Source organism: Microbacterium luticocti DSM 19459, from assembly GCF_000422405.1.
Classification (GTDB): Bacteria; Actinomycetota; Actinomycetes; order Actinomycetales; family Microbacteriaceae; genus Microbacterium; species Microbacterium luticocti.
The window spans coordinates 422,459-443,858 of sequence record NZ_AULS01000002.1 but is presented as its reverse complement, the minus strand read 5'-3'; the positions used below and the strand labels follow the sequence as shown (position 1 = coordinate 443,858).

20 protein-coding genes and 1 pseudogene are annotated in these 21,400 nt (G+C 70.8%); 11 read left to right on the top strand and 10 right to left on the bottom strand.

Features of this window, described 5'->3' with window-relative positions:
• The first annotated feature begins 1 nt into the window (after position 1).
• Both H577_RS0104960 and H577_RS17905 read left to right on the top strand, forming a co-directional pair.
• Positions 2-337 (top strand): DUF7882 family protein, encoded by a 336-nt coding sequence (locus tag H577_RS0104960; RefSeq protein ID WP_029145012.1) that lies wholly within the window; start codon positions 2-4, stop codon positions 335-337.
• Positions 324-668: a hypothetical protein gene (locus H577_RS17905; protein ID WP_211217891.1), complete on the top strand. Its 345-nt coding sequence runs from the start codon at positions 324-326 to the stop codon at positions 666-668. The genes H577_RS0104960 and H577_RS17905 overlap by 14 nt, the downstream gene beginning before the upstream one ends.
• A 12-nt stretch (positions 669-680) precedes the next feature.
• On the opposite strand, the gene H577_RS0104950 is transcribed toward H577_RS17905, so the two are convergent.
• Genes H577_RS0104950 through H577_RS0104940 form a run of 3 tightly spaced genes read right to left on the bottom strand, consistent with a single transcriptional unit; the run spans position 681 to position 4,026 of the window.
• A complete protein-coding gene (locus H577_RS0104950) occupies positions 681-1,655 on the bottom strand; it encodes a carbohydrate ABC transporter permease (protein ID WP_084515833.1) in 975 nt (324 codons plus the stop codon).
• Positions 1,652-2,629 (bottom strand): carbohydrate ABC transporter permease, encoded by a 978-nt coding sequence (locus H577_RS0104945; protein ID WP_084515831.1) that lies wholly within the window; start codon positions 2,627-2,629, stop codon positions 1,652-1,654. Before H577_RS0104945 ends, H577_RS0104950 begins: the two co-directional genes overlap by 4 nt.
• Positions 2,626-4,026, bottom strand: coding sequence for a type 2 periplasmic-binding domain-containing protein (locus H577_RS0104940; RefSeq protein ID WP_051191761.1), 1,401 nt, complete (start codon positions 4,024-4,026; stop codon positions 2,626-2,628). Before H577_RS0104940 ends, H577_RS0104945 begins: the two co-directional genes overlap by 4 nt.
• Before the next feature lie 204 nt (positions 4,027-4,230).
• On the opposite strand from H577_RS0104940, the gene H577_RS0104935 reads away from it, so the two are divergent.
• Entirely contained in the window at positions 4,231-4,506 is a 276-nt protein-coding gene (locus tag H577_RS0104935) for a hypothetical protein (RefSeq protein WP_029145008.1), read from the top strand.
• Positions 4,507-4,619: 113 nt separating this feature from the next.
• On the opposite strand, the gene H577_RS15180 is transcribed toward H577_RS0104935, so the two are convergent.
• A complete protein-coding gene (locus H577_RS15180; RefSeq protein ID WP_051191760.1) occupies positions 4,620-4,994 on the bottom strand; it encodes a DUF7882 family protein in 375 nt (124 codons plus the stop codon).
• Positions 4,995-5,166: 172 nt separating this feature from the next.
• Positions 5,167-5,373: a DUF3073 domain-containing protein gene (locus H577_RS0104920; protein ID WP_029145007.1), complete on the bottom strand. Its 207-nt coding sequence runs from the start codon at positions 5,371-5,373 to the stop codon at positions 5,167-5,169.
• A gap of 165 nt (positions 5,374-5,538) precedes the next feature.
• On the opposite strand from H577_RS0104920, the gene H577_RS0104915 reads away from it, so the two are divergent.
• The gene (locus H577_RS0104915) at positions 5,539-6,153 is read left to right on the top strand and encodes a universal stress protein (RefSeq protein ID WP_084515829.1); all 615 of its coding nucleotides are present in this window, start codon (positions 5,539-5,541) and stop codon (positions 6,151-6,153) included.
• Between the two features lie 68 nt (positions 6,154-6,221).
• Here H577_RS0104915 and H577_RS0104910 read toward each other — a convergent pair whose 3' ends face one another.
• Together H577_RS0104910 and H577_RS0104905 are read right to left on the bottom strand one after the other, a co-directional pair.
• On the bottom strand, positions 6,222-6,836 hold the full coding sequence (locus H577_RS0104910) for a PadR family transcriptional regulator (RefSeq protein ID WP_029145005.1): 615 nt from the start codon (positions 6,834-6,836) through the stop codon (positions 6,222-6,224).
• Positions 6,836-7,696: a DUF4097 family beta strand repeat-containing protein gene (locus H577_RS0104905; RefSeq protein WP_029145004.1), complete on the bottom strand. Its 861-nt coding sequence runs from the start codon at positions 7,694-7,696 to the stop codon at positions 6,836-6,838. Before H577_RS0104905 ends, H577_RS0104910 begins: the two co-directional genes overlap by 1 nt.
• A 267-nt stretch (positions 7,697-7,963) precedes the next feature.
• On the opposite strand from H577_RS0104905, the gene H577_RS0104900 reads away from it, so the two are divergent.
• Positions 7,964-8,722, top strand: coding sequence for a MerR family transcriptional regulator (locus tag H577_RS0104900; protein ID WP_029145003.1), 759 nt, complete (start codon positions 7,964-7,966; stop codon positions 8,720-8,722).
• Between the two features lie 47 nt (positions 8,723-8,769).
• The gene (locus tag H577_RS0104895; protein ID WP_211217890.1) at positions 8,770-9,003 is read left to right on the top strand and encodes a hypothetical protein; all 234 of its coding nucleotides are present in this window, start codon (positions 8,770-8,772) and stop codon (positions 9,001-9,003) included.
• Between the two features lie 66 nt (positions 9,004-9,069).
• Here H577_RS0104895 and H577_RS0104890 read toward each other — a convergent pair whose 3' ends face one another.
• Entirely contained in the window at positions 9,070-10,317 is a 1,248-nt protein-coding gene (locus H577_RS0104890; RefSeq protein WP_029145001.1) for a CynX/NimT family MFS transporter, read from the bottom strand.
• A 206-nt stretch (positions 10,318-10,523) separates the two neighbouring features.
• Positions 10,524-10,688 (bottom strand): hypothetical protein, encoded by a 165-nt coding sequence (locus tag H577_RS17795; RefSeq protein ID WP_169566240.1) that lies wholly within the window; start codon positions 10,686-10,688, stop codon positions 10,524-10,526.
• Positions 10,689-10,892: 204 nt separating this feature from the next.
• On the opposite strand from H577_RS17795, the gene H577_RS0104875 reads away from it, so the two are divergent.
• From H577_RS0104875 to H577_RS15175, 3 genes are all read left to right on the top strand, one after another.
• Positions 10,893-11,162 (top strand): DUF7218 family protein, encoded by a 270-nt coding sequence (locus H577_RS0104875; protein WP_029145000.1) that lies wholly within the window; start codon positions 10,893-10,895, stop codon positions 11,160-11,162.
• A gap of 5 nt (positions 11,163-11,167) precedes the next feature.
• Positions 11,168-12,127: a DNA topoisomerase IB gene (locus H577_RS0104870; protein ID WP_029144999.1), complete on the top strand. Its 960-nt coding sequence runs from the start codon at positions 11,168-11,170 to the stop codon at positions 12,125-12,127.
• Positions 12,128-12,271: 144 nt separating this feature from the next.
• Entirely contained in the window at positions 12,272-15,601 is a 3,330-nt protein-coding gene (locus tag H577_RS15175) for an efflux RND transporter permease subunit (protein WP_084515827.1), read from the top strand.
• Between the two features lie 59 nt (positions 15,602-15,660).
• Here the strand turns inward: H577_RS15175 and H577_RS18255 are convergent.
• Positions 15,661-16,281, bottom strand: a pseudogene (locus H577_RS18255) (DUF998 domain-containing protein); the annotation flags it as partial.
• Positions 16,282-16,688: 407 nt separating this feature from the next.
• On the opposite strand from H577_RS18255, the gene H577_RS0104860 reads away from it, so the two are divergent.
• Both H577_RS0104860 and H577_RS16900 read left to right on the top strand, forming a co-directional pair.
• A complete protein-coding gene (locus H577_RS0104860) occupies positions 16,689-18,755 on the top strand; it encodes a DEAD/DEAH box helicase (RefSeq protein ID WP_029144998.1) in 2,067 nt (688 codons plus the stop codon).
• Between the two features lie 804 nt (positions 18,756-19,559).
• A complete protein-coding gene (locus H577_RS16900) occupies positions 19,560-21,353 on the top strand; it encodes a glycosyl hydrolase family 18 protein (protein ID WP_051191759.1) in 1,794 nt (597 codons plus the stop codon).
• The last annotated feature ends 47 nt before the right edge of the window (positions 21,354-21,400 follow it).

The window sequence follows — 21,400 nt, the reverse complement described above, 5'->3', positions numbered from 1 at the left end:
CATGGGCAAGTTCATCTACGAAGGCACCGTCAAGGTCGACTTCGAGGATCGCACCCTCGCCCACCTGCAGTTGGTGATCGGCAACAAGCTGCGACGCGGTGAGGCGTTCCACTTCAGCTGGCGCGACGACTCCAGCATCGGCGACGGTCGCACCACGGTGTGGGTGCATCCGCGGTCGTCGCTGGTCTACAAGTTCTACGGCAGCCGGCGTCCCGCCCTGAACCGGGCATGGGTCGACGCGCTCGCCTACACCGCCAACTCGCCTGCCGGGCTCTACATCGTCCCCGAGCCGGCGATGGGCACCGAAGAGCCGGAGTGGCCTGATGAAGAGGATTGACATCGTCTACGGCGGCCAGCTGTACAGCGTCGGCGGTCGCGACCTCGAGGAGTTGATGGACGAGATCGCCGAGGGGGTGCGCGTCGGCGGGCGCTGGCTGCGGGTCAACGACGGCGAAGGCTTTCGTCGTGACGCTCTGCTGCTGCTGGGGCCCGGCATACCGATCGGGGTGATCCCGGTGCCGGCGGATGCCGCGCTGACCGAGCCCGCCGGTGACCTCGCCGACGACCTGGGTCGCAACGCCGGCAGCGCGCTCGGCGACGACTTCGGGCGCGACGACGGCAACGACCTCTGGTACACCTTCGGTCACGGCTTCAGGCACCCGGACTGAGCACGAGCGGACTCACCCCTTGAGCCCGCTGGTGCTCACCCCCTGGATGATCTGCCGCTGCGCGACGAAGAACACGATGATCATCGGGACCGTGGTGATGACGCTGGCGGTCACGATGACCTCCCAGTGCCATTCCCCGCCGAAGCCGAAGGCGTCCACCAGCGACTTCAGGCCGCGCGGCACGGTGAACGTCGACGAGTCGCGCAGGTAGATCAACGCCCGCATCAGGTCGGTCCACACCGCCTGCACCTCGAAGACCAGCGTCACCGCCAGCGCGGGCCGGGTCAACGGCAGCGCCACACGCCAGAACACGCCCCAGTGGGATGCCCCGTCCACGCGCGCCGCGTCGAACAGATCGCGCGGCAGCCCGAGCATGAACTGACGCAGCAGAAAGATGTAGAACGCACTGCCGAACAGGTTCTGCGCCCACAGCGGCACCAGCGTGCCCACCAGGCCCAGGGCATTCCAGATCAGGAATGTGGGGATCATCGTCACCGCGCCCGGCAGCATCATGCTGCCCAGCACCAGGCCGAACAGGGCTCCGCGACCGCGGAAGCGGAAGTACGCGAACCCCCACGCCACCATGGCGCTCGACAGCGTCACGGTCACCGCCGCCAGCACCGTCACGATGGCGGTGTTCGCCAGCCACAGCGCCAGCGGCGCCTGCTGCCACACCGTGACGTAGTTCTCGGGCGTGAACGTCTGCGGGATGAGCCGGTTGTCGAACACCTCGCCGCGGGGCTTGAACGAGGCGCTGAGCAGCCACACGAACGGGTAGGCGAACACCACGGCGAGCACGCCGAGCGCGGTGAGCACGAGCACGCGGCGCAGCACGCGGCCGCGCCGCACGGCCGAGGGGCGCAGGTCTGCTCCCTCGGCCGGCGGTGCGTCCTCGATCAGATCGCGGACACGGGTCGGCCCGCCGGCGGCGAGCGGCTCGACCTGCGCCTCGCGGTCCGGGACGCCATGCGGCAGCGTGCGGCTCATCGCGAGGCCTCACCCTCGTAGTAGACGAGGCGACGCGACAGCGCCACCTGGATCACGGTGATGACCATGATGACCAGGAACAGCATCCATGCCATGGCGGACGCGTACCCCATGTGGAGGAACTCGAACGCCTGCTGGAAGAGGTAGATGACGTAGAACAGGGCGGCGCTGTTGCCGTAGGTGGTGTTGCCCGAGCCGAAGAACGCGGTGTACGCCTCGTCGAACGTCTGGAACCCGGCGATCGTGTTGATCACGATCAGGAAGAACAGCGCGGGACTGATCATCGGCAGCGTGACGCTCACCGATTGGCGCAGGAATCCGGCACCGTCGAGCCGCGCCGACTCATAGAGCTCTTCGGGCACGTTCTGCAGTGCCGCCAGCAGGATGATCACCGATGCGCCCACCGTCCACAGGCTCATCAGCACCAGGCCCGGCTTGACCCATGCCGGGTCGGTGGTCCAGGCCGGGCCGTCGATGCCGAACCAGCCCAGCACCGTGTTGACCAGGCCGTTCTGCCCGTTGAACAGCAGCAGGAACAGGATGCCGACGGCCACCGGCGGGGTCATCTTGGGCAGGAAGAACACCGTGCGGAAGAACCCCGCAGCCCGACCGGCGCGGTGCAGCAGCATCGCGAGCGCCAGGGCCACCAGCACGTGCAAGGGCACCTGCAGCACGGTGAACACGAGGGTGTTGGTCATCGCCAGCGCGATCTTGGGGTCGCTGAACAGGGTCGCGTAGTTGGCGAACCCGACCAGGTGCGGGTCGTTGATGACGTCGTAGTCGGTGAACGAGAGGTACGCACTGTAGAGCAGCGGCCAGGCTGTGAACACGAGGAACCCGACCAGCCAGGGACTCACAAACAGCAGCGCGGATGCCGTGTTGCGCCGCCGTGCGCGGGCCTGCGAGCGCCGCCGCTGCGGGCTCGGTGCCCCGACCCGCGCCGGGGCCGCGACCGTCGACGCCGCGGTGCTCATTTCTTCTGCTCGCCCCATGCGGCCCAGGCGTCGTCGAGCGCCTTCTGCGCCACCTTCTGGGCACCTGCCATGGCCTGTTCGGGCGTGGCCTGTCCGTTGAGCACCGAATTGACGGCATCCTGCCACGCCGTCGTGAACTCGGCGTCGGCAGGGTTGGCCGGCAGCGAGAACGCGGCCTTGTTCGCCTCGTACATGTCGGCGACGGCGGTGTCCCAGGGCTCGCCGCCCGAGGTGACCATCTTCTGCACGATGGCGTCGGCCTCGGCGTTGCCGGTGAGGATGCCGGTGAACGGCTTGTGGTCCTTCTCGCGCGCCGTCAGCCGCGCGTTCGCGGCGGCCTTCCAGGCGTCCACCGACGTCATCACCCGCGCCCAGCGGCACGCCGCCTTGGGGTTCTTCGCGCCCTTCGGAATCGCCCACGCCGAGCCGGACGCGAAGGCGATGGTCGCGCCCTGGCGGTCGCGCACGGTGTCGAACGCCATCGGCGCCTTCGGCGAGACCTCGTTGAGGGTGTTGATGTACCACTGCTCCATCGGCATCGCACCGAGCACGTTCGTGGCGAACTGGTTGCCCTTGCCGAAGAAGTCGGCCGAGTCGCGGTAGGCCTTGACCGCGCTGAAACCGCCCTGCTCGTCGTACACCGACACCGCCCAGGTCAGCGCCTCGACCACCTTGGGGTCGTCGAGCTGCGCCTTCTTGCCGTCGGCCGAGATCAGGTCGGCGCCGTTGGCCTTTGCCCACAGCGGCAAGAACTCGGGCAGCTTGGTGTCGACGCCGATGACCTGAAGCTTGCCGTTCTGCTTCTTCATCAGCTTCGTCGCGGCGGCACTCATCGCCGACCAGTCCGAGCCGTCGACGTCGTCGAGGGTGAGTCCGGCGGCCTTCAACAGCGCGGCGTTCGCCATCGTCACCTGCACCGTGTTGAATTCGGGGATGCCGTAGACGTGGCCGCCGAGGGTGACCTGCGCCAGCGCCGAGGGCACATACATCTTGGTGTCGATGTCTTCGCCGGCGATGCAGTCCTCCAGCGGCAGGATGGCGCCGCGCGCGGCGAGCGACCCGATCTGGCTGCGGTTCGCGTACACCAGGTCGGGCGGGCTGCCGGTGGCGACCGCCGAGAGGAACTGCTGCAGGTCGAGATCGCCCTCGGTGAGCTTCACCGAGACGGCGCCGAGGGCCTTCTTCGCCAGGTCCATGCGCGACGTGGCGACCTCATCGACGCCCGAGAAGCCCATCACGTGCAGCGTTCCGTCGAGGGTCGCGGTGCGCGAGTAGTCGACCTTCTGCGTCGGCCCGCCACCGGTGCCGACCGCGCAGCCGACCGCGGTCGCCGCCAGCACCGCGCACAGTCCCACCGCCCCGATCGTCCGCGTGGTCTTGCGCGTCGCTCTGGCCATCGTGCACCTCCGTCGCCGCCCCGCTTCGAAGTGGGCGGGCGGATTGCACGCTAGGCGGCGCGGGTTAGGGCCGCGCAGAGGCTTGATCCCCCCGGTGTCGCGGCGTACAATCGCGCGGCCGGGCGGGTTGCACGCCGATCGGCGCGTGTCAAGCCCCAGTCATCCGGAGGCCTGTCCGGGGCAGGCTGCTCCGGGAGGTACGAGATGGATCATCGCGTCGAGCTGGTGCGCCTGGGTGAGGGTGCCTGGCGGTTGTGCGATCGGAGCGTGCCGGAGCACGATGCCGGCAGCGTGCTCGCCTACATCGAAGAGGGACGCTTCGGCGTCGACGTGGTCTGGCTGTGCGAGAGCCATGCCCCCTCGCGCTTTCCGACCCTCGATGACGTCGTGGCCGCGGCATCCCGCATGCTCGCCGGTGCGCGCTCGTCGGGCCCGCGCCGCCCGGTGATGATCCCGCACCACCCGCCGCTGCCGCACTGAGTCGGCGGCGTCGGTGTGCGGGGCGCCACAGACGGGAACCGAACGCGCGGGAGCGAGGACGAGTGGCGTCGGAAGGGGAGTGCGCGTCGGGCAGGCGGCGGTCGGTGCCGCGGTCAGGAGTCGTCGTCCGACACGCCCACCGCGTGCACGACCTGCGAGGCATCCTCTTGCACATCCTCCGGGGCGGTGTCGATGTGCTCGGCGATCAACATGATGCCGCCCGACGAGTTCGCCGAATTGGCGAGGTCTTCGATCCACTTTCGGCTCAGGGGCGGCGTCTCGGGCTCGTCGAACACGAACCGCAACGGGATCGACGGATGCAGCCAGATCGTGCTGCGCCCACGGGGCTCATCGTCGGGGTGCTGCCATGAGACGGTGAAGCTCTCGCCGCGGCGCAGCTTGGTCGCGATGACCACTTTCAGGTGTGCCAGGGCACGATCTTCGATGTGGATGGGGGTCGCCGACCCGCCGTAATAGATGGTGCCCATGCGCTCATCCTAGGCCCGCGCGCCACAGTCCCGGCGCGCCATCGACTCGGCCCGTGCGCCACGGCCTCGGACCGCACGCGACCCAGCCCCGCGGGCGGCAGTCCAGCCTCGCACGGCCGCACCGCCGTCGCGCGAGAGCACCGCGGCCGCACTCGCCGAACGCCTGCCGGTGCTATGCCTGCTGACGCTGGTACGAACCGGTCGCCGCGTCGTCCTCGTCGTCGGCGTACTCGTCCGCCCACTTGTCGACGTACGCGTCCTCGCCACCCTCGTGGTGCCCGAGCTCGCGCTCGAGCGCCGAGAAGTTCACGTTGTACGTGTCGTACTTGAGTTCACGGGCGATCTTGGTGTGCTTCGCCTTCTGACGGCCACGCCCCATGCGAGACCCCCTTATATCAAGTCGCGGGCAGCTGGTGGGCCCGACGCGTTCACGAATCCGGCCTTCAAACCGGTAAGAGTAGCATTCAGGATAACACGCGGGGTGATGACCGGCCGGGTCGCACGGCGGTCGCATGCGACGCCCCCACGGGAGGTGAGCGGGTATATGTCCGACGAGGCATCCGACGCGCCGCACGAGGGCGGCGCACCCGAACAAGGGCTGCCCGGTGCGGGTCTGCCCGGTGCCGGGCTGCCTAGTGCTGATCTTCCCGGCGCGGATCTGACCGATGACGCGCTGACCGGTGCGGTCATCGTCGGGGTGGTGCCCGGCGAGCCCCCGCGGGTGGTCAAAGAAGCCGCGCGTCACGCGAAGGCGTTCGGCGCCCCGCTGGTGGTGGTGAACGTCGACGTCACCCGGTTCGTGGCGTACGAAGACCCCGACGGCACCGTGCAGACCGCGCCGGTCGACCTCGCCCTGGTCGGCCGTGAGAACGAGCGCCGGCAGGTGGTCGCCGAGGTGACCGAGGCGCTCACCGGCAGCGAGCTGACCTGGGCGCTGCGCGAGCTGGTGGGCGATCCGGCCCTGGCCATGAAACAACTCGCCGAGAAGCTTCGTGCCCGCCTGCTCGTGGTCGGCACCCGCAAGCGCGGTTTCGGCGAATCGATCCGGGAGTTCTTCACCGGGTCGGTCGCCGTGCGCCTCGCGCACCGGCAGACCCGCCCGGTGCTCGTCGTGCCGATCGGCGAGATGGTCGCCGACGACGAAGACTTCCCCTGGTGACACCGCCCCGGTCACGCAGCGTCCGCTGTCGGCACTGGACACGTCGCGTCGGCTGACACGGGTACGCCTCAGCCGCGCAGACCGCGGGTGAGTGCGCGCGCCGCCTCGTCCAGGGCACGGTCGAGCTCGTCGACCACGGCCGCGGTCAGTTCGCCGCCGCGCGCCACGTGCGTGCGCAGATCGGAGCGCACCCGCGCGCGGAACGCGTTGACCGTGGCATCCGCCCGCTGCAGCTGCACCCGGCTGCGCACCCGCACGTCGTCGCTCGGCCCGGGGGCGGGGCGGGATGCCGCGTGCCGCTCCGCGGCTGCGGCCGCGGCCAGATCGGCTCGCAGGCTCTTCATGGCGTCGCGCACGCTCGAGCGCACCTCGTCGGCGATGAGTCGCACCGAGTCGGCCAGGCCCGCCTCGATGCCCTCGAGCTCGTCGGCGCGGGCGGCCACCTCGGCGCGCCCGGCGTCGGTGATCGCATAGACGGTCTTGCGTCCGTCGACGGTCTTGGTGACCAGCCCCTCCTCTTCGAGCTTGGCCAGGCGCGGATAGATCGTGCCGGCGCTCGGGGTGTACGTGCCGCCGGTGCGGTCCGACAGCGCCTGCATCAGGTCGTAGCCGTGCCGGGGCGACTCGTCGAGCAGGCTGAGCAGGTACAGCCGCAGGTCGCCGTGCGAGAAGACGGCGGGCATCAGCGCTGCTCCCCGTCCGCGCCGGGCTCGCCGGGTGTGCCGGCGGCGCTCGCCGGGCGGCGCATCACGGTGGTGTCTCCCGACACCGAGTTCGTGCGCACGTCGGCGAAGACGCCCGAGAGCTCGCCGACCGAGCCGGTGAAGTTCGTGGTCAGGCCGTTGCCCGAGCGCACCGTGCCGTCCACGACGACCCGTCCACTCACCGAGCGCACGGCGTAGTTCACGGCGAGGTCGTCGTCCAGGCGCACGGTCGCGTCGCCGCTGACCGTGTTGAGCGAGATCTGGTGCACCTCGCCGGTCGAGTCCACGAGCATCCCACCCGAGACGGTGTCGATGAGGGTCTTGCGGATGCGCCCGGTCGCGGCCACGTCGCCCGACACGCTGTTGGCCGACAGCTCGCCGACCAGCTCGCGCACCTGCACATCGCCCGAGACGGCGTTGACGGTGAGGTTGCCGACCAGGCCGTCGGCGATGACATCGCCCGAGACGGTGTTCAGCTTGACGTCGTGATGGATGCCGCTGATCAGCGCGCTCGCGCTGACCACACCGAGGGTGAGGGCGATGCTGCGGGGGACGGCGACGCTGACCTCGGCCTTGGGCCCGCCGGAGCCGAAGTTGCGGAAGACGTCGAGGAAGTTGTCCCACCGCAGCTGCGGGTGGTCGATCTCGACGACGTCGCCGGTGACCTCGATGCGCAGGTCTTTGCCGGTCACGGCGTGCACCTCGATGCGCAGGCCGGGCTCGTCGTGCGCGACGACGTCGACCTGGCCGCCGATGAGGCCGATCTTGAGCTTGCGGGCGTCGTCGATGTCGATGACGCGCGTCTGTCCGGGCTGGATGAGCCACTTCTCCAGGGTCATGGGGTGCTCCTCTGTGGTGGGGCCGTTGGTTGATCACGATATATCGCGTGTGGCCACTGTAACACGATATATCGCGACGACGCCACTGTGGCGTAAGGCTGTCCGAGCGGGGCGAGCTGGGTCGAGCGGGTCGAGCGGGTCGGAAAGCCCGGCGCGGGCGGGGCCGGAAAGCCCGGCGCGGGTGGGTCGGGGCGCCGGGCGCGGGCGCGGTTGACTTTGACGCAGCGTCAACCTCTAGCGTGGGCCGTGTCAGAGAGGAGGAGGGGCATGGAGTGGTCGATCCAGCAGGTCGCGCGGCTCGCCGGCACCACCAGCCGCACGCTGCGTCACTACGACGACATCGGACTGCTGCCGCCGACGCGCATCGCGCCCAACGGGTACCGGCACTACGACGAGACCGCGCTCGTGCGCCTGCAGCGCATCCTGCTGCTGCGCGAGCTCGGCCTCGGGCTGCCGCAGATCGCCGACGTGCTGGCGCGGCAACGCAGCGAGGTCGACGCGCTCACCGCGCATCTCGGCCTGCTGCGGCAGGAGCAGCAGCGCCTTCAGCGGCAGATCGCCGCCGTCTCTTCGACCATCGATGCATTGAAAGGAGGTGATTCACCCATGGCAGAGAACATGTTCGACGGATTCGACCACACGCAGTACGAGGACGAGGTCACCGAGCGCTGGGGCGCCGATGCGTACGCGCAGAGCGACCGCTGGTGGCGCGGCATGACCGCGGCCGAGCGTGAGGCGTGGCAGCAGCGCGTGGCGCAGCTGCAGGCCGACTGGCAGGATGCTGCGGCCCGCGGCATCCGTCCCGATGCGCCCGAGGCGCAACAGCTGGCGGCGCGCCACGTCGCGTGGTTGCGCGGCATCCCGGGCACGCCCGCCGGCACCCCCGGCGGCGACCTGGTCGGCTACCTGCTCGGTCTCGGCGAGATGTACGTCGCCGACCCGCGGTTCGCCGCCGCCTACGGCGGCGTCGAGGGTGCGACGTTCGTGCGCGATGCGCTGCGTTCGTACGTCGAGGCGCAGCTGTAGACCCGTGGGCCGGGTGCACACGGCCCACGGGCACCTACCCTGGAGGGGTGACCGATCCCGTCGCCTTTCTGCGCGCGTGCGAGCTGGGCACGCGCGTCACCGTGCGCCGCCGCATCGATGGCGGCTGGAGCGACGCACTCGGCTACCTGCGTGAGCGCACCGACACCGGGTGCGTGGTCGAGACCCGGCGCGGCCCGGTCGCCGTGCCGTGGGATGCGGTGACCCATGCCATCCGCGTGCCCGAGCCGCCGCCGCGCCGCGGCCCGCGGCATCCGTGCTGATGACGTCATCACCAACACACCGGCCCGTCGATGACCCTGGCCACCGTTGGATCGACCGGTTCGGGCTCAGCGCCGTTCGTGCACGAACCGCGGCCGGCCGGCGAGGATGCCGAACACGAGGATCCCGACGGTGACGATCAGCAGCGCCAACAGCGGGCCGTCCCACGAGCCGGTGGCGTCGTGCAGGATGCCGACGAGGATGGGGCCGAACGCGGCGAGCAGGTAGCCCACCGACTGCGCCATGCCCGACAGCGACGCCGCGTGCAGATGGTTGCGGGTGCGCAGCCCGAACAGGGAGAGGGCGAGGGTGATCGACGCGCCGCCCGAGGCGCCGAGCAGGATCACCCACACGATGCCCCAGCCGGGCAGCAGCAGCTGGCCGCCGATGCCGGCGAAGGCGAGCACCGCGGCCACGGCGGCCAGTGCACTCTGCGCGCGCAGCCGATGCAGCAGGGCGGCGGCGCTGAGGCTCCCCGCGATGCCGAGGGTCTGGAACACGAACTGGTGCCAGCCGGCCGCCGCCGGCGACAGGCCGTCGTGCTGTTCGATCGCCGGCCACCAGGTGATCGCCGTGTAGTAGATCGTCGACTGCAGTCCGAGGTACAGCGTCACCGTCCACGCCAGCGGCGACGACCACATGGTGCCGATGTGGGCGGGATCGGCCGGGGCGTCGCTGTCGGCGACGGCACCGGCATCCGCCGCCCGCTGCGCCGAGGTGTGCCGCGCGCGCAGCGCGGGCAGGAACACGGCGAACCCGATCAGCGCCAGTGCCGCCCACACCCCGAGCGACAGCCGCCATCCCGCCGCGCTCGCGCCCGCGATCGGCACCGCAAGGCCCGCCGCCACCGCGGCCACCCCGCTCTGCAGGGCGGAGTAGATGCCCGTCATCGGGCCGACCCGGGTCGGGTATTCGCGTTTGACCAGGGCCGGCAGCAGAACGTTGATCATGGCGATCGCCGCGCCCAGGATGCCGGTTCCCGCCCAGATCGCGCCGGGCAGCGGCACCGACCGCAGCACGATCGCGGCCGCCAGCACCAGCAACGAGCCGGCGAGCGACCACTCCAGTCCGATGCGGCGCGCGATCGTCGGGGCGACCGGCGAGATCACCGCGAACCCGATCACCGGCAAGGCGACGAGAAAGGATGCCGCGGCCCCGCCGATGCCCAGATCCGTGCGGATGTCGGCCATCACCGGCCCGACCGACGTGATGCCGGCGCGCAGGTTCGCGGCCAGCAGCAGCACGCCGGCGAGCATCAGTCCGGCACGGACCGTGCGGTCGCTGCGCGCGGGTGAGGGCGTCGGGACCGCGGGCATGGGTTCAGGCTATGCCTGCAGCCCGGCACCCGACGAATCGCCGCGATCGTCGGCGCGCAGCACCGACAGCCGCAGCCGCGCGGTGCCCAGATGCAGGGTGTTCACGGTCGCCGCGGCCGATGCCGCGCCGACGAAGACACGGCACCGGGGGCACGCAACGGTGCGCGCTCCGGTGCCGTGTGGGGCGGGATGCCTCCGGCCGCGCCTCAGGTGCGGTTGCGGCCGCTGATCACCCGGAACAGGAAGGCGATCAGGGCGATCACGCCGATGATCAGGGCGACCCACAGCAGCCAGTGCAGCGCGGCGTTGAGCCCGCTGAAGATCGCGACGATGATCGCGATCACGATGATGATGATCAGGGCGATGTTCATGGGGCACTCTCCTTGTCTGCCGGCGCGGGTCGTCGCGCGGACACAACACACACTGGCAAACACCACGCCCGCCCGGCAAGGGGTTGACGCCCGGTCCGCCGCGATGGTACCGGGCCAGGTCCGTAGCACGCACGACGCGGAAGTCAACCCCCTGTGGCCGGATGCCGCACCGCCCTACGGTCGTGGCACGAGCAAGGAGGAGTCATGCCCCGAGGACGCGCATCCAACAGCCTGAAGGACCCCGACCTCTACGAGGACCTGCGCAAGGAGGGCGCCTCGAAAGAGAAGGCCGCCCGCATCTCGAACGCCTCTGCGGCGCAAGGCCGCAGCACCGTCGGCCGCCGCGGCGGCAAGGCCGAGGACTACGAGGACCGCACCGTCGCCGAGTTGCGCACGCGCGCCAAAGAGCTCGGCCTGCACGGATACTCGGGCAAGAAGAAGTCCGAGCTCATCTCCATGATCCGCAACCACTGACCCCCATGGTGCGCGTCCACCGCGCGCATCCCCACCGGGACCCCGGGATCCGTCGCATCGCGGCGGGGTCGGGGTTCCGGTTCGTCGATGCCCGCGGCAACCCCGTCGACGCCGTCGCCCGCGCCCGCATCGACGCACTCGTCATCCCGCCCGCCTGGACGGATGTCTGGATCAGCGCCGACCCGGTCGGACACATCCAGGCGGTCGGCACCGACGACGCCGGCCGACGGCAGTACATCTACCACCCCGCGTGGACCGCCCGTCGCGAGCGCGGCAAGTTCGCCCGCGCGCTCGCGCTCGCCGAGGCGCTGCCGGGCATCCGCGGCCAGGTCACCCGCGCCCTGCGCGCGCCCGACATCACGCGGGAACGCGTGCTCGCGGCGGCGATCCGGATGCTGGATGCCGGTGCCCTGCGCATCGGCGGCGAACAGTATCTCACCGCCCACGGCAGCCACGGCCTGGTGACGCTGCAGTGTCGGCACGCGCGTGTGGACGAGGCATCCGTGCGCCTGGCCTTTCCTGCCAAGAGCGGACAGCGCATGGAGGTGACCGTCGACGACCCCGACCTGGTCGCGCTGCTGGCCGAGTTGATCCGCGGACGACCACGCGCGCCGCTGCTCGCCTACCGCCGCGGCCGGCGCCGGGTGCCGATCCGCTCCCGCGACGTCAACGGCGAGCTCGCGCGGCTGAGCGGCGGCCGGTTCACCGCCAAGGACTTCCGCACCCTGCGCGGCACGATCGCCGCGGCGCAGGCGCTCGCGCTGCACGACCACGTCGACGGCGCCCGCGGCCGCGCGCAGGCCGAGCGCCTCGCCGCCGAAGCTGCAGCCGAGGTGCTCGGCAACACGGTCGCGGTGGCCAGGCGCAGCTACATCGACCCGCGCGTGTTCGAGCGGTTCGAGCGCGGCCGCCTGCTCGAACTGGACGGGTCACCCGAGGCGGCGCTGGTGCGCCTGCTGCGCTGAGATCGGTTCGCAGCGGCCGTCGCCCCGCGCCGCGTGAACACCGTGACAGCGGCCCGCACGGTGTACACATTCCGACGTGGAATACTGAGCGCGGCGCGGCCGCTGGCCGTGGCATCCCGCCCCTGAATCCGCCCGAGGGTATTCGTGTCGAAGCTCGCCGTCCTCAGTCTGCGCAACCGTGCGCTCATCGCGCTCGTGACGATCGTCGCCGCCGTGTTCGGCTCGCTCGCGCTCGTGAACCTGAAACAGGAACTGATCCCGTCGATCGAGTTCCCGCAGCTGGTGGTCATCTCGAATTACCCGGGTGCGTCGCCCACCGTGGTCGAGACCGACGTGTCCACCCCGATCGAGCAGGCCATCCAGGGCGTGCCGGGGCTGGAGAAGACCAGCGCCACCAGCACGACGAACTCGTCGATCGTGCAGGCCCAGTTCACCTACGGCACGAACCTCGCCGGCGCCGAACAGAAGATCGACCTGGCGATCAGCCGCATCAAGAGCACCCTGCCCGACGGTGTCGACCCGAACGTGGTCTCGGCGTCGATCGACGACTTCCCGGTCATCCAGCTGGCCGTCACCGGCTATGACGACGAGCAGAAGACCCAGGCGGTGCTCGAGTCCACCATCGTCCCCGACCTGCAAGATCTGCCCGGCGTGAACGCCGCGCAGATCGTCGGCGGCCGCGGGCAGCGGGTGACCATCACGCCCGACACCGACAAGCTGGCTGAGGCCGGGTTCACGACGCAGTCGATCACCGACGCGCTGGCGCAGAACGGCATGCTGTTCCCCGGCGGCGACATCACCTCGGGGCAGCAGACCCTCACCGTACAGACCGGCACCAAGCTCGACGCCGTGAAACAGGTCGCCGACCTGCCGCTCGTGCCCACGGCATCCGTCGCGCCCGCCGGCCCCGGGTCGGGCGCCGCGCCGAAACCTGCCACGGTCACGACCATCGCCGACGTCGCGAAGGTCGTGCTCGAGCAGGACCCGGTCACCACCATCTCGCGTGTGGACGGCAAGGCCGCGCTGACCCTCGCGATCACCAAGCTGCCGTCGGCGAACACCGTCGACGTGTCGAAGGCCGTGCGCGCCGCGCTGCCCGACCTTGCGCACAAACTCGACGGCGCCACCTTCACGGTCGTGTTCGACCAGGCCCCCTACATCCAGCAGTCGATCGACTCGCTCGCGCAAGAGGGTCTGCTGGGCCTCGTGTTCGCGGTGATCATCATCCTGATCTTCCTGCTGTCGGTGCGCTCGACCCTGGTCACCGCGATCTCGATCCCGACCAGCGTGCTCATCACCTTCATCGGCATCCAGGCGTTCGGCTACTCGCTGAACATCCTCACCCTGGGGGCGCTGACCATCGCGATCGGACGCGTCGTCGACGACTCGATCGTGGTGATCGAGAACATCAAACGCCACTACGTCGACGGCGCCGACAAACGCGAGGCGATCACCCGTGCCGTGCGCGAGGTCGCCACCGCCGTGTCGGCGTCCACGATCACGACCGTCGCGGTCTTCTTGCCGATCGCGTTCGTCGGCGACATGACCGGCGAGCTGTTCCGGCCGTTCGCCCTCACCGTCACCATCGCGATGGCCGCGTCGCTGCTGGTCGCGCTCACCATCGTGCCGGTGCTCGCCTACTGGTTCCTGCGGCCCGGCAAAGCGGTGACGGATGCCGCGGGCCGCGCCGTCGATCCGGAATCGCCCGACGCCCCGCCCTCCCGGCTGCAGAAGGCGTACCTGCCGATCTTGCGCTGGACGCTGAAGCACTCGTGGATCACGGTGCTGCTGGCGCTGCTGGTGCTCGGCGGCACGGTCGGGCTCGCCCCGCAGATGAAGACGAACTTCCTCGGCGATTCGGGGCAGAACACGTTCACCATGACCCAGGACCTCGGGCCGGCGGCATCCCTTCACGCTCAAGACGCCGCCGCGCAGAAGGTCGAAAAGGCGTTGCAGGGCGTGTCGGGCATCCAGACCGTGCAGGTGTCGATCGGTTCGAGCGGCTCGTCGCTGCGCGACGCGTTCGCCGGCGGCGGCAGCGGGGTCACGTATTCGATCACCACCGACCCCGACGCCGACCAGCAGCGGGTGCGCGACGATGTGCGGGCCGCCGTCGCCGGGCTGACCGACGTCGGCGAGCTGACCGTGTCGGCCTCGGAGGGGCTCGGGTCCAGTGACGTCGAGATCGACGTGACCGCACCCGACGGCGCCACCCTGAGTGCGGCCACCGACGCCGTGGTCGACGCGGTGAAAGGCAAGAAGGGCATCGGCCAGGTGACCACGAACCTCGCCGCCGCGCTGCCGTACATCGCCGTCGACGTCGACCGCGACAAGGCCGCGCGGCGAGGGCTCAGCGAGGTCGCCGTCGGCAGCCTGGTCTCGCACACGATGCGCCCGCAGTCGATCGGCACGGTCGAACTCGACGGCACCGGCGTGACCGTGTACCTGGCGGCGTCGAGCGTGCCCGATTCGATCGACGCACTGAAGGCGCTGAAGGTGCCCACCGCCACCGGTACGGTGCGCCTGGACAGCATCGCGACCGTGACCCGCACCGACGGACCGACGTCGATCTCGACGCAGCGCGGGGTGCGCACCGCGACGGTGACGGTGTCGCCGTCGACCGATGATCTGACCGCGGCCTCGGCCACCATCGACGAGGCACTCGCATCCGCTGACCTGCCCGAGTCGGCGAACGCGTCGATCGGCGGCGTGCTCTCGCAGCAGACCACCGCGTTCGGCCAGCTGGGTCTGGCGATGCTCGCGGCGATCCTGATCGTCTACATCGTGATGGTGGCGACGTTCCGTTCGCTGCGGCAGCCGCTGCTGCTGCTGGTGTCGGTGCCGTTCGCGGCCACCGGGGCGATCCTGCTGCAGATCGCAACGGGCGTGCCGCTGGGTGTGGCATCCCTCATCGGTGTGCTCATGCTGATCGGCATCGTGGTGACGAACGCGATCGTGCTCGTCGACCTGGTGAACCAGTACCGCGAGAAGGGGCTCAGCGCCCATGATGCGGTGATGGCGGGCGGCTCGAGGCGGCTGCGGCCGATCCTGATGACGGCGCTGGCGACCATCTTCGCGTTGACCCCGATGGCGCTGGGGATCACCGGGCACGGCGGGTTCATCTCGCAGCCGCTGGCGATCGTCGTGATCGGCGGCCTGGTGTCGTCGACCGTGCTGACGCTGCTGGTGCTGCCCACGCTGTACAACCTCGTCGAGGGTGCGCGTGAGCGGCGGGCTGCACGCCGGGCGTCGGGTAGGCGGGCGGCCGTCGACGAGAGCGGGGCGATGGATGCCACCGGACCCGCCGTGCCCGACACGACGGTCGCAGGCTCGGCAGAGGCGGCGGTCACCGTGGAGCAGGGTGCGGATGTCGCCGGAGCCGGCGCCGCGGCGGGTTCGGTCGGTGGGTTGCCGGCGGCGGCGCCGGTGCACCAAGAGACCGCCGACGAGCCGCGGCGGCGCAGGCGGCGCTGAGCGCTTCGCCGCCGCGTGGCCGTGCACAGTGCGCTGTGCAGGCAGAACGAGAACAGCGCCACCCAGCCGAACACCAGCACGAACGCGATTAGCTCGAACGCGGCCAGTGAGATGAGTTCGAAGAGGCGCAGCACGACCAGCGGGATGAGCACGGATGCCACAGCCGCGGTGATGCGCAGCAGACCCGGCGAGTGGTGGCGGCGACGGATCGCGACGACGGTGAGCATGCCGAGGAACGAGAGCATGATGCCCGAGGCGGCCCGCTCGTGCCAGAAGCCGTTGACGTTGACCGGAATCAAGCCGACCGCCGACAAGTGCAGGCCCGCCGAGACCATCAGCACGCTGAACGACCGCGACCGGCTGACGCCGCGCAGCTCTTGCAGGCGGCGCAGGTCGGCCCCCAGGCGGCAGGCGAGCACGACGATCATCAGGCCGGCGGCGAGCATGGTGAGGTTGAACGCATGGCCCGAGAAGTCGTCGAGGGTGCCCAGTTCGCTGAAGGCGGTGCGCCACCAGCCGTGCACGGTGGTGGTCGACATCGACAGCGCGGTGCCGGCAGCGAGCACGGCGATGGCCACCAGGGCGAGTGCGGGGCCGGTCTGCAACCGCCGCAGGTCGGGTCGCGGCAGGCGGAGGGCGCGCGGAAGAGAGGACTGCGGGAGGAGTGCGAGCGTCGTCATCGGGTACCACGGTTCTCGGGGCGCCCTGAGACATCCCGGACCCCCGGCTCCCCAGCCTCCGGTACCTCATGGCGCCGGATGCAGATCTTGCCAGCCCCCAGCGCGACGGTCACCCGTCGAGTCGATAGTATTCCGCTTTCGCTGTGAAGCGGGAGTGGGATGTTCCCGCAGCGGAATACGGCACGCCGGGTGTGGGGTGAGTTCACAGCGTGCACCGGTACTGTCGGAGGGTCGGTTCAGGACACCGTCGCGCATGCGGCGGATGGGTTTGTGAGTCCAGGGGCCGATGGTGAGCGCCGATCGGTGCACATGACCATCACAGGAATGGCCCCGGCCGACGGTGTTCCGGGTTACTCGGGCGCGCGCCCGAGCTCGCTCTTGTGCGACAGAACCCAGAAGGACACCCCGTGCCCAAGAACAAGAAGCCCGCGGGCGGGCGCCCCGCCGCCAACTTCGACCCGCGTTACGGCAAGCGCCGGCCCGGCGAGTCGTCGTCCGGCACCGCCGGCAGCCGCAGCCCGGGTCACCGCGGGCACCGTCCCGCCGAGACCGAGGGCGGCAAGCGCCGGTGGAGCGCGCAGGAGCGCGCCGGTCGCGCCGAGGCCCGAGCCATCCGCGACCATCGCGGCGCGCGCCCGGCCCGCGCAGACGACGAGCGCCGCACCCGCCCGTGGGACGAGCGCCCGCGTCGCTTCGAGGACCGACCTGCTCGTCGGGTCGATGAGCGCCCCCGACGCGACGATGACCGGCCTGCACGTCGATTCGAGGACCGGCCTGCGCGTCGGTTCGAGGACCGGCCTGCGCGTCGGTTCGAGGAGCGGCCTGCGCGTGCACCCCGCTCCGAGGACGGACGCCGGGGGTTCGATGACCGCCCGGCCCGTCGCTTCGAGGACAGGTCCGCGCGTGCGGATGATCGGTCTGAGCGCCGGTTCGAGGATCGCCCCGCACGCCGGTTCGAGGACCGGCCGCGTCGCTCCGATGACCGTCCGGCCCGAGCGCCCCGTGGCGTTGGCAACCGCACCCGGAACCACGACGACCGGCCGGGGCGGTCCGACGATGCGCCCCGTCGGTTCGATGACCGTCCGGCCCGCGCGCCGCGCCGGTTCGAGGACGGACCGCACCGCTTCGACGATCGCCCGCGTCGCGCGGATGCCCGGCCTGCCCGCCGGTTCGACGACCGCACCGACCGCCACCACGACGCCCCACGCGGGCGTGATGCGGTCGCCGAGCAGCGCATCGACGTCGTGCACGAGCGGCTCGAAGCCCAAGCGGTGCAGGCGGATGCCGGGTCCACGGCATCGTTCGCCGACCTGGGTCTCGGCCAGAACATCGTGAAGACCCTCGCCGAGCTGGGGGCGCAGCATCCGTTCCCCATCCAGGCCGCGACCACCCCGGCGATCCTCGCCGGCAAGGACGTGCTCGGCCGCGGACGCACCGGATCGGGCAAGACGATCGCGTTCGGCGCGCCGCTGGTCGAGTCCCTGCTGCGCGCCCGGGCCGGCCGCACGCGCGACTTCGGCCGGGCTCCGCAGGCGATCATCCTCGCTCCCACGCGCGAGCTGGCCCTGCAGATCGACCGCACCGTGCAGCCGATCGCGCGCTGCGTCGGCCTGTTCACCACGCAGATCTACGGCGGCGTGCCGCAGGGCCGTCAGATCGGTGCGCTGCGCAAGGGCGTCGACATCGTCATCGGCACACCTGGGCGCATCGAAGACCTGATCGATCAGGGTCGCCTCGACCTCTCCGAGGTGCGCATCGCGGTGCTCGACGAGGCCGACCACATGTCTGAACTGGGCTTTCTCGAGCCGATGCAGCGCATCCTGCGTCAGGTGCCCGCCGGCGCGCAGAAGCTGCTGTTCTCGGCCACGCTCGACCGTGAGGTCGCCGCGCTGGTCGACGAGTTCCTGGTCGACCCGGCCGTGTACGAGGTCGAGGGCGAAGACCAGGACTCGGGCACCATCGACCACCGCGTGCTCGTGGTCGACCACCGCGACAAGGCCGAGATCCTGTCGGCGCTGGCCGCACGCGAGGGCAAGACGCTTGTGTTCTCACGCACCCGTGCCTACGCCGAGATGCTCGCCGAACAGTTCGACGAGGCCGGCCTTCGCGCGGTCGCCCTGCACGGCGACCTCAACCAGGCCAAGCGCAGCCGCAACCTGCAGCGGCTGACCTCGGGCAAGGCCGACGTGCTGGTGGCCACGGATGTCGCAGCCCGCGGCATCCACGTCGACGACATCGACCTCGTGATCCAGGCCGACCCGCCCGCGGAGTACAAGACGTACCTGCATCGGGCCGGGCGCACCGGTCGCGCCGGCAACGCCGGAACCGTGGTGACCCTGATCACCCACCAGCGCCGGCGCAAGATGGCCGAGATGCTCGAGCACGCCGAGATCCGTGCGCCGTTCGTCGACGTGCGTCCCGGCGACGACCTCATCGAGCAGCTGCGCGCCGGCTCGACCGCGCGCGACGAGTAGGCGGCACCGGTGCGCGCCGGGGAGATGCCCGGCGCACACCGGCGCGGGTATTCCCCGCCGCCGTCGGTCGAAGTCGGCTACTACGAGCGTGACACGACCCACGTCCGACCTGACTCGATCCACGTCCGACCTGACACGATCCACGTCCGACCTGACTCGTCCATGTCCGACCTGACTCGTGCCACGTCCGACCTGACTCGTGCCACTTTCGGTGGTCTGGTCCCCGCGCCGCCTTGTGATCGTTGGTTTCTCGGGGTTCTTGGTGCTCGCATGGGGCACTAAGTCGTGGGGCACTAAGTCTGGTCCGTGGATGACTCTGGTGGAATCGTTCGTGCGGCGTGTGAAGACCGCGTCCGGGCCGACGGCGGTGCAGATCCAGCAGAAGCGCCGGCCCGCATTCCGCGGGCGCCGACCGGGGCCTCCGGGCCTCCCGGGTACGCGCGCCCCCGTCCCCGCCCCGAGTCGGCCCCCGATGCCTGCCCTCGCCCCGGGCCCGCCGCCGCCCCGGGCCGGCCCCCGATGCCCGCCGCGTGCACAACTGCGGGGATTTTCGGCGACACGCCGAGGGCGGGTGCCGTTGCTGCGGCGTGTCGTGCACGATCCCCGCAGTTGTGCACGGCCCAGCATCGCCGACATCCGTCGCAGGCGATCTCGTCACGGTTTCCGCCCGTACGATCGCCGCCTGTCTACGGCACGCGCAGTTCTTTGATGGGTCCCCGCCGCCTGGCGGCTCGGGCTGAGGAGCCGGATATGCCCGGCGCACACCGGGTGCGGGTATTCCGCCCCGGGCGATACTCTGCCAGGATGGCGCGCGTGTCCCACCGCTTGTCCGCCCTGGTGGCCGCCGTCGTCGGCGCCCTGGTCGCCGGGGCACTGGCGGCCCTGCCTGCGGCTGCCGCACCGGCATCCGTCGCCGACGTGGATGCCGGCACGACGAGCCTGAACGGCTATCGCAGCGTCGCCTACTACGGCGGCTGGCAGGCGACGGGCGGCGCGAAGGCGACGCTCAAGCGCCTGTTCGTCGGCAGCGCGACCTCGCGCAACATCACCCATCTCGACTACGCGTTCGGCAACATCGCCGGGTCGCAGCAGGCGCTGGACGACGCCCGCCGCGCCGGCGCACAGGGACTGGACGATACCCGGCCGTACACCTGTTTCGCGTCGGATGCCGCAGCCGGCCCAGCCGGTCAGACCGAGGCCGCCGGGTCGGCGCGCGACGACTTCGTACGCACGTACTCGGCCGCCGACTCGGTGCTGGGCATCGCCGACACCGCCACGCAGAAGCTCGCCGGCACGTTCAACCAGCTGCGCCAACTCAAGCGGCTGCACCCCGATCTGAAGGTCAACATCTCGCTCGGCGGGTGGTCGTACTCGGCGTCGTTCTCGGCGGCGGTGTCGACCCCGCAGCGGCGCGAGCAACTGGCATCCAGCTGCATCGATCTGTACATCAAGGGCAACCTGCCGGTCATCGACGGGCGCGGCGGGCCAGGCGCGGCAGCCGGTGTGTTCGACGGCTTCGACCTGGACTGGGAGTGGCCGGGCGCGCCGAGCTGGGCGCAACAGGCCGGCAACTCCGTCGACGAGCAGCACGATGCGGCGAATTTCCTCGCGTTCGTGCACGAGCTGCGCCGTCAGCTCGACGCCCTGACGGCCACGACGGGCCGGCATTACGAGATCTCGGCCTTCTTGCCGGCGAGCCCCACCGTGATCACCGCGGGCGGCTGGAACGTACCCGCGCTGTTCCACGACCTGGACTACGGCAACCTGCAGGGGTACGACCTGTGGGGGTCGTGGGCCGACACGACCGGCTATCAGGCCGGCATCCACGGCGATGCCGCCCACAACTGGGGGCTGGGGCTCGACACGATCGTCGCGTCGTACACGCAGGCCGGGATCGATCCGGCACAGCTGAACCTCGGCATGCCCGCCTATGGGCAGGGCTGGAAGGATGCCGCGGCCCGGCCGTGGGCGTCAGGTGTCGGCATCGGTCAGCAGTCGTGGGATGCGCTGAAGGCCCGCGGGTTGCAGGTGCACCACGACTACACGGCGGGCGGCGAATTCAACGCGACATGGGGATACGACCCGGCGACGGGGCAGTTCTGGTCGTTCGACGACCCGTTCGCCGTCGCCGAGAAGACGAGGTGGGCGACCCGGCTGGGGCTGGGCGGCGTCGACTTCTGGGACCTGGGTCAGGACGTGCGCGGCGATCTGCCCGCCGCGGCGGCGACGGTGCTGCGCGCGGCGCCGCGCGGACCGGTGGCGGGCCGGTCGCCGGTGTCGTGCCGCACCACCCCGAATGCGAAGGCGCGTGCGTGGAATGCGCAGCGCACCTATCACGGCGGCGACCGCGTGTACCTCGACGGCCACGTGTATGAGGCACTCTGGTACGCGAAGGGCGAGCAGCCGGGGGCTGCGTCGGCCGGACCGTGGTCGACACTGACCGCCTGCGGTGTCGACCCGGCGACCGTGCAGCAGTGGTACCCCGACCGGGTGTACCGGGCGGGCGATCAGGTGATCCACCGCGGCGTCACCTACACCGCGCAGTGGTGGACCCGCGGCCAGACCCCGGGCAGAGCCTCGGGCCCCTGGCACCGGTGACGGCGGGCGCGGCAGCCGGCGCGCCCGGAACCGCGTGACGTGTGGAG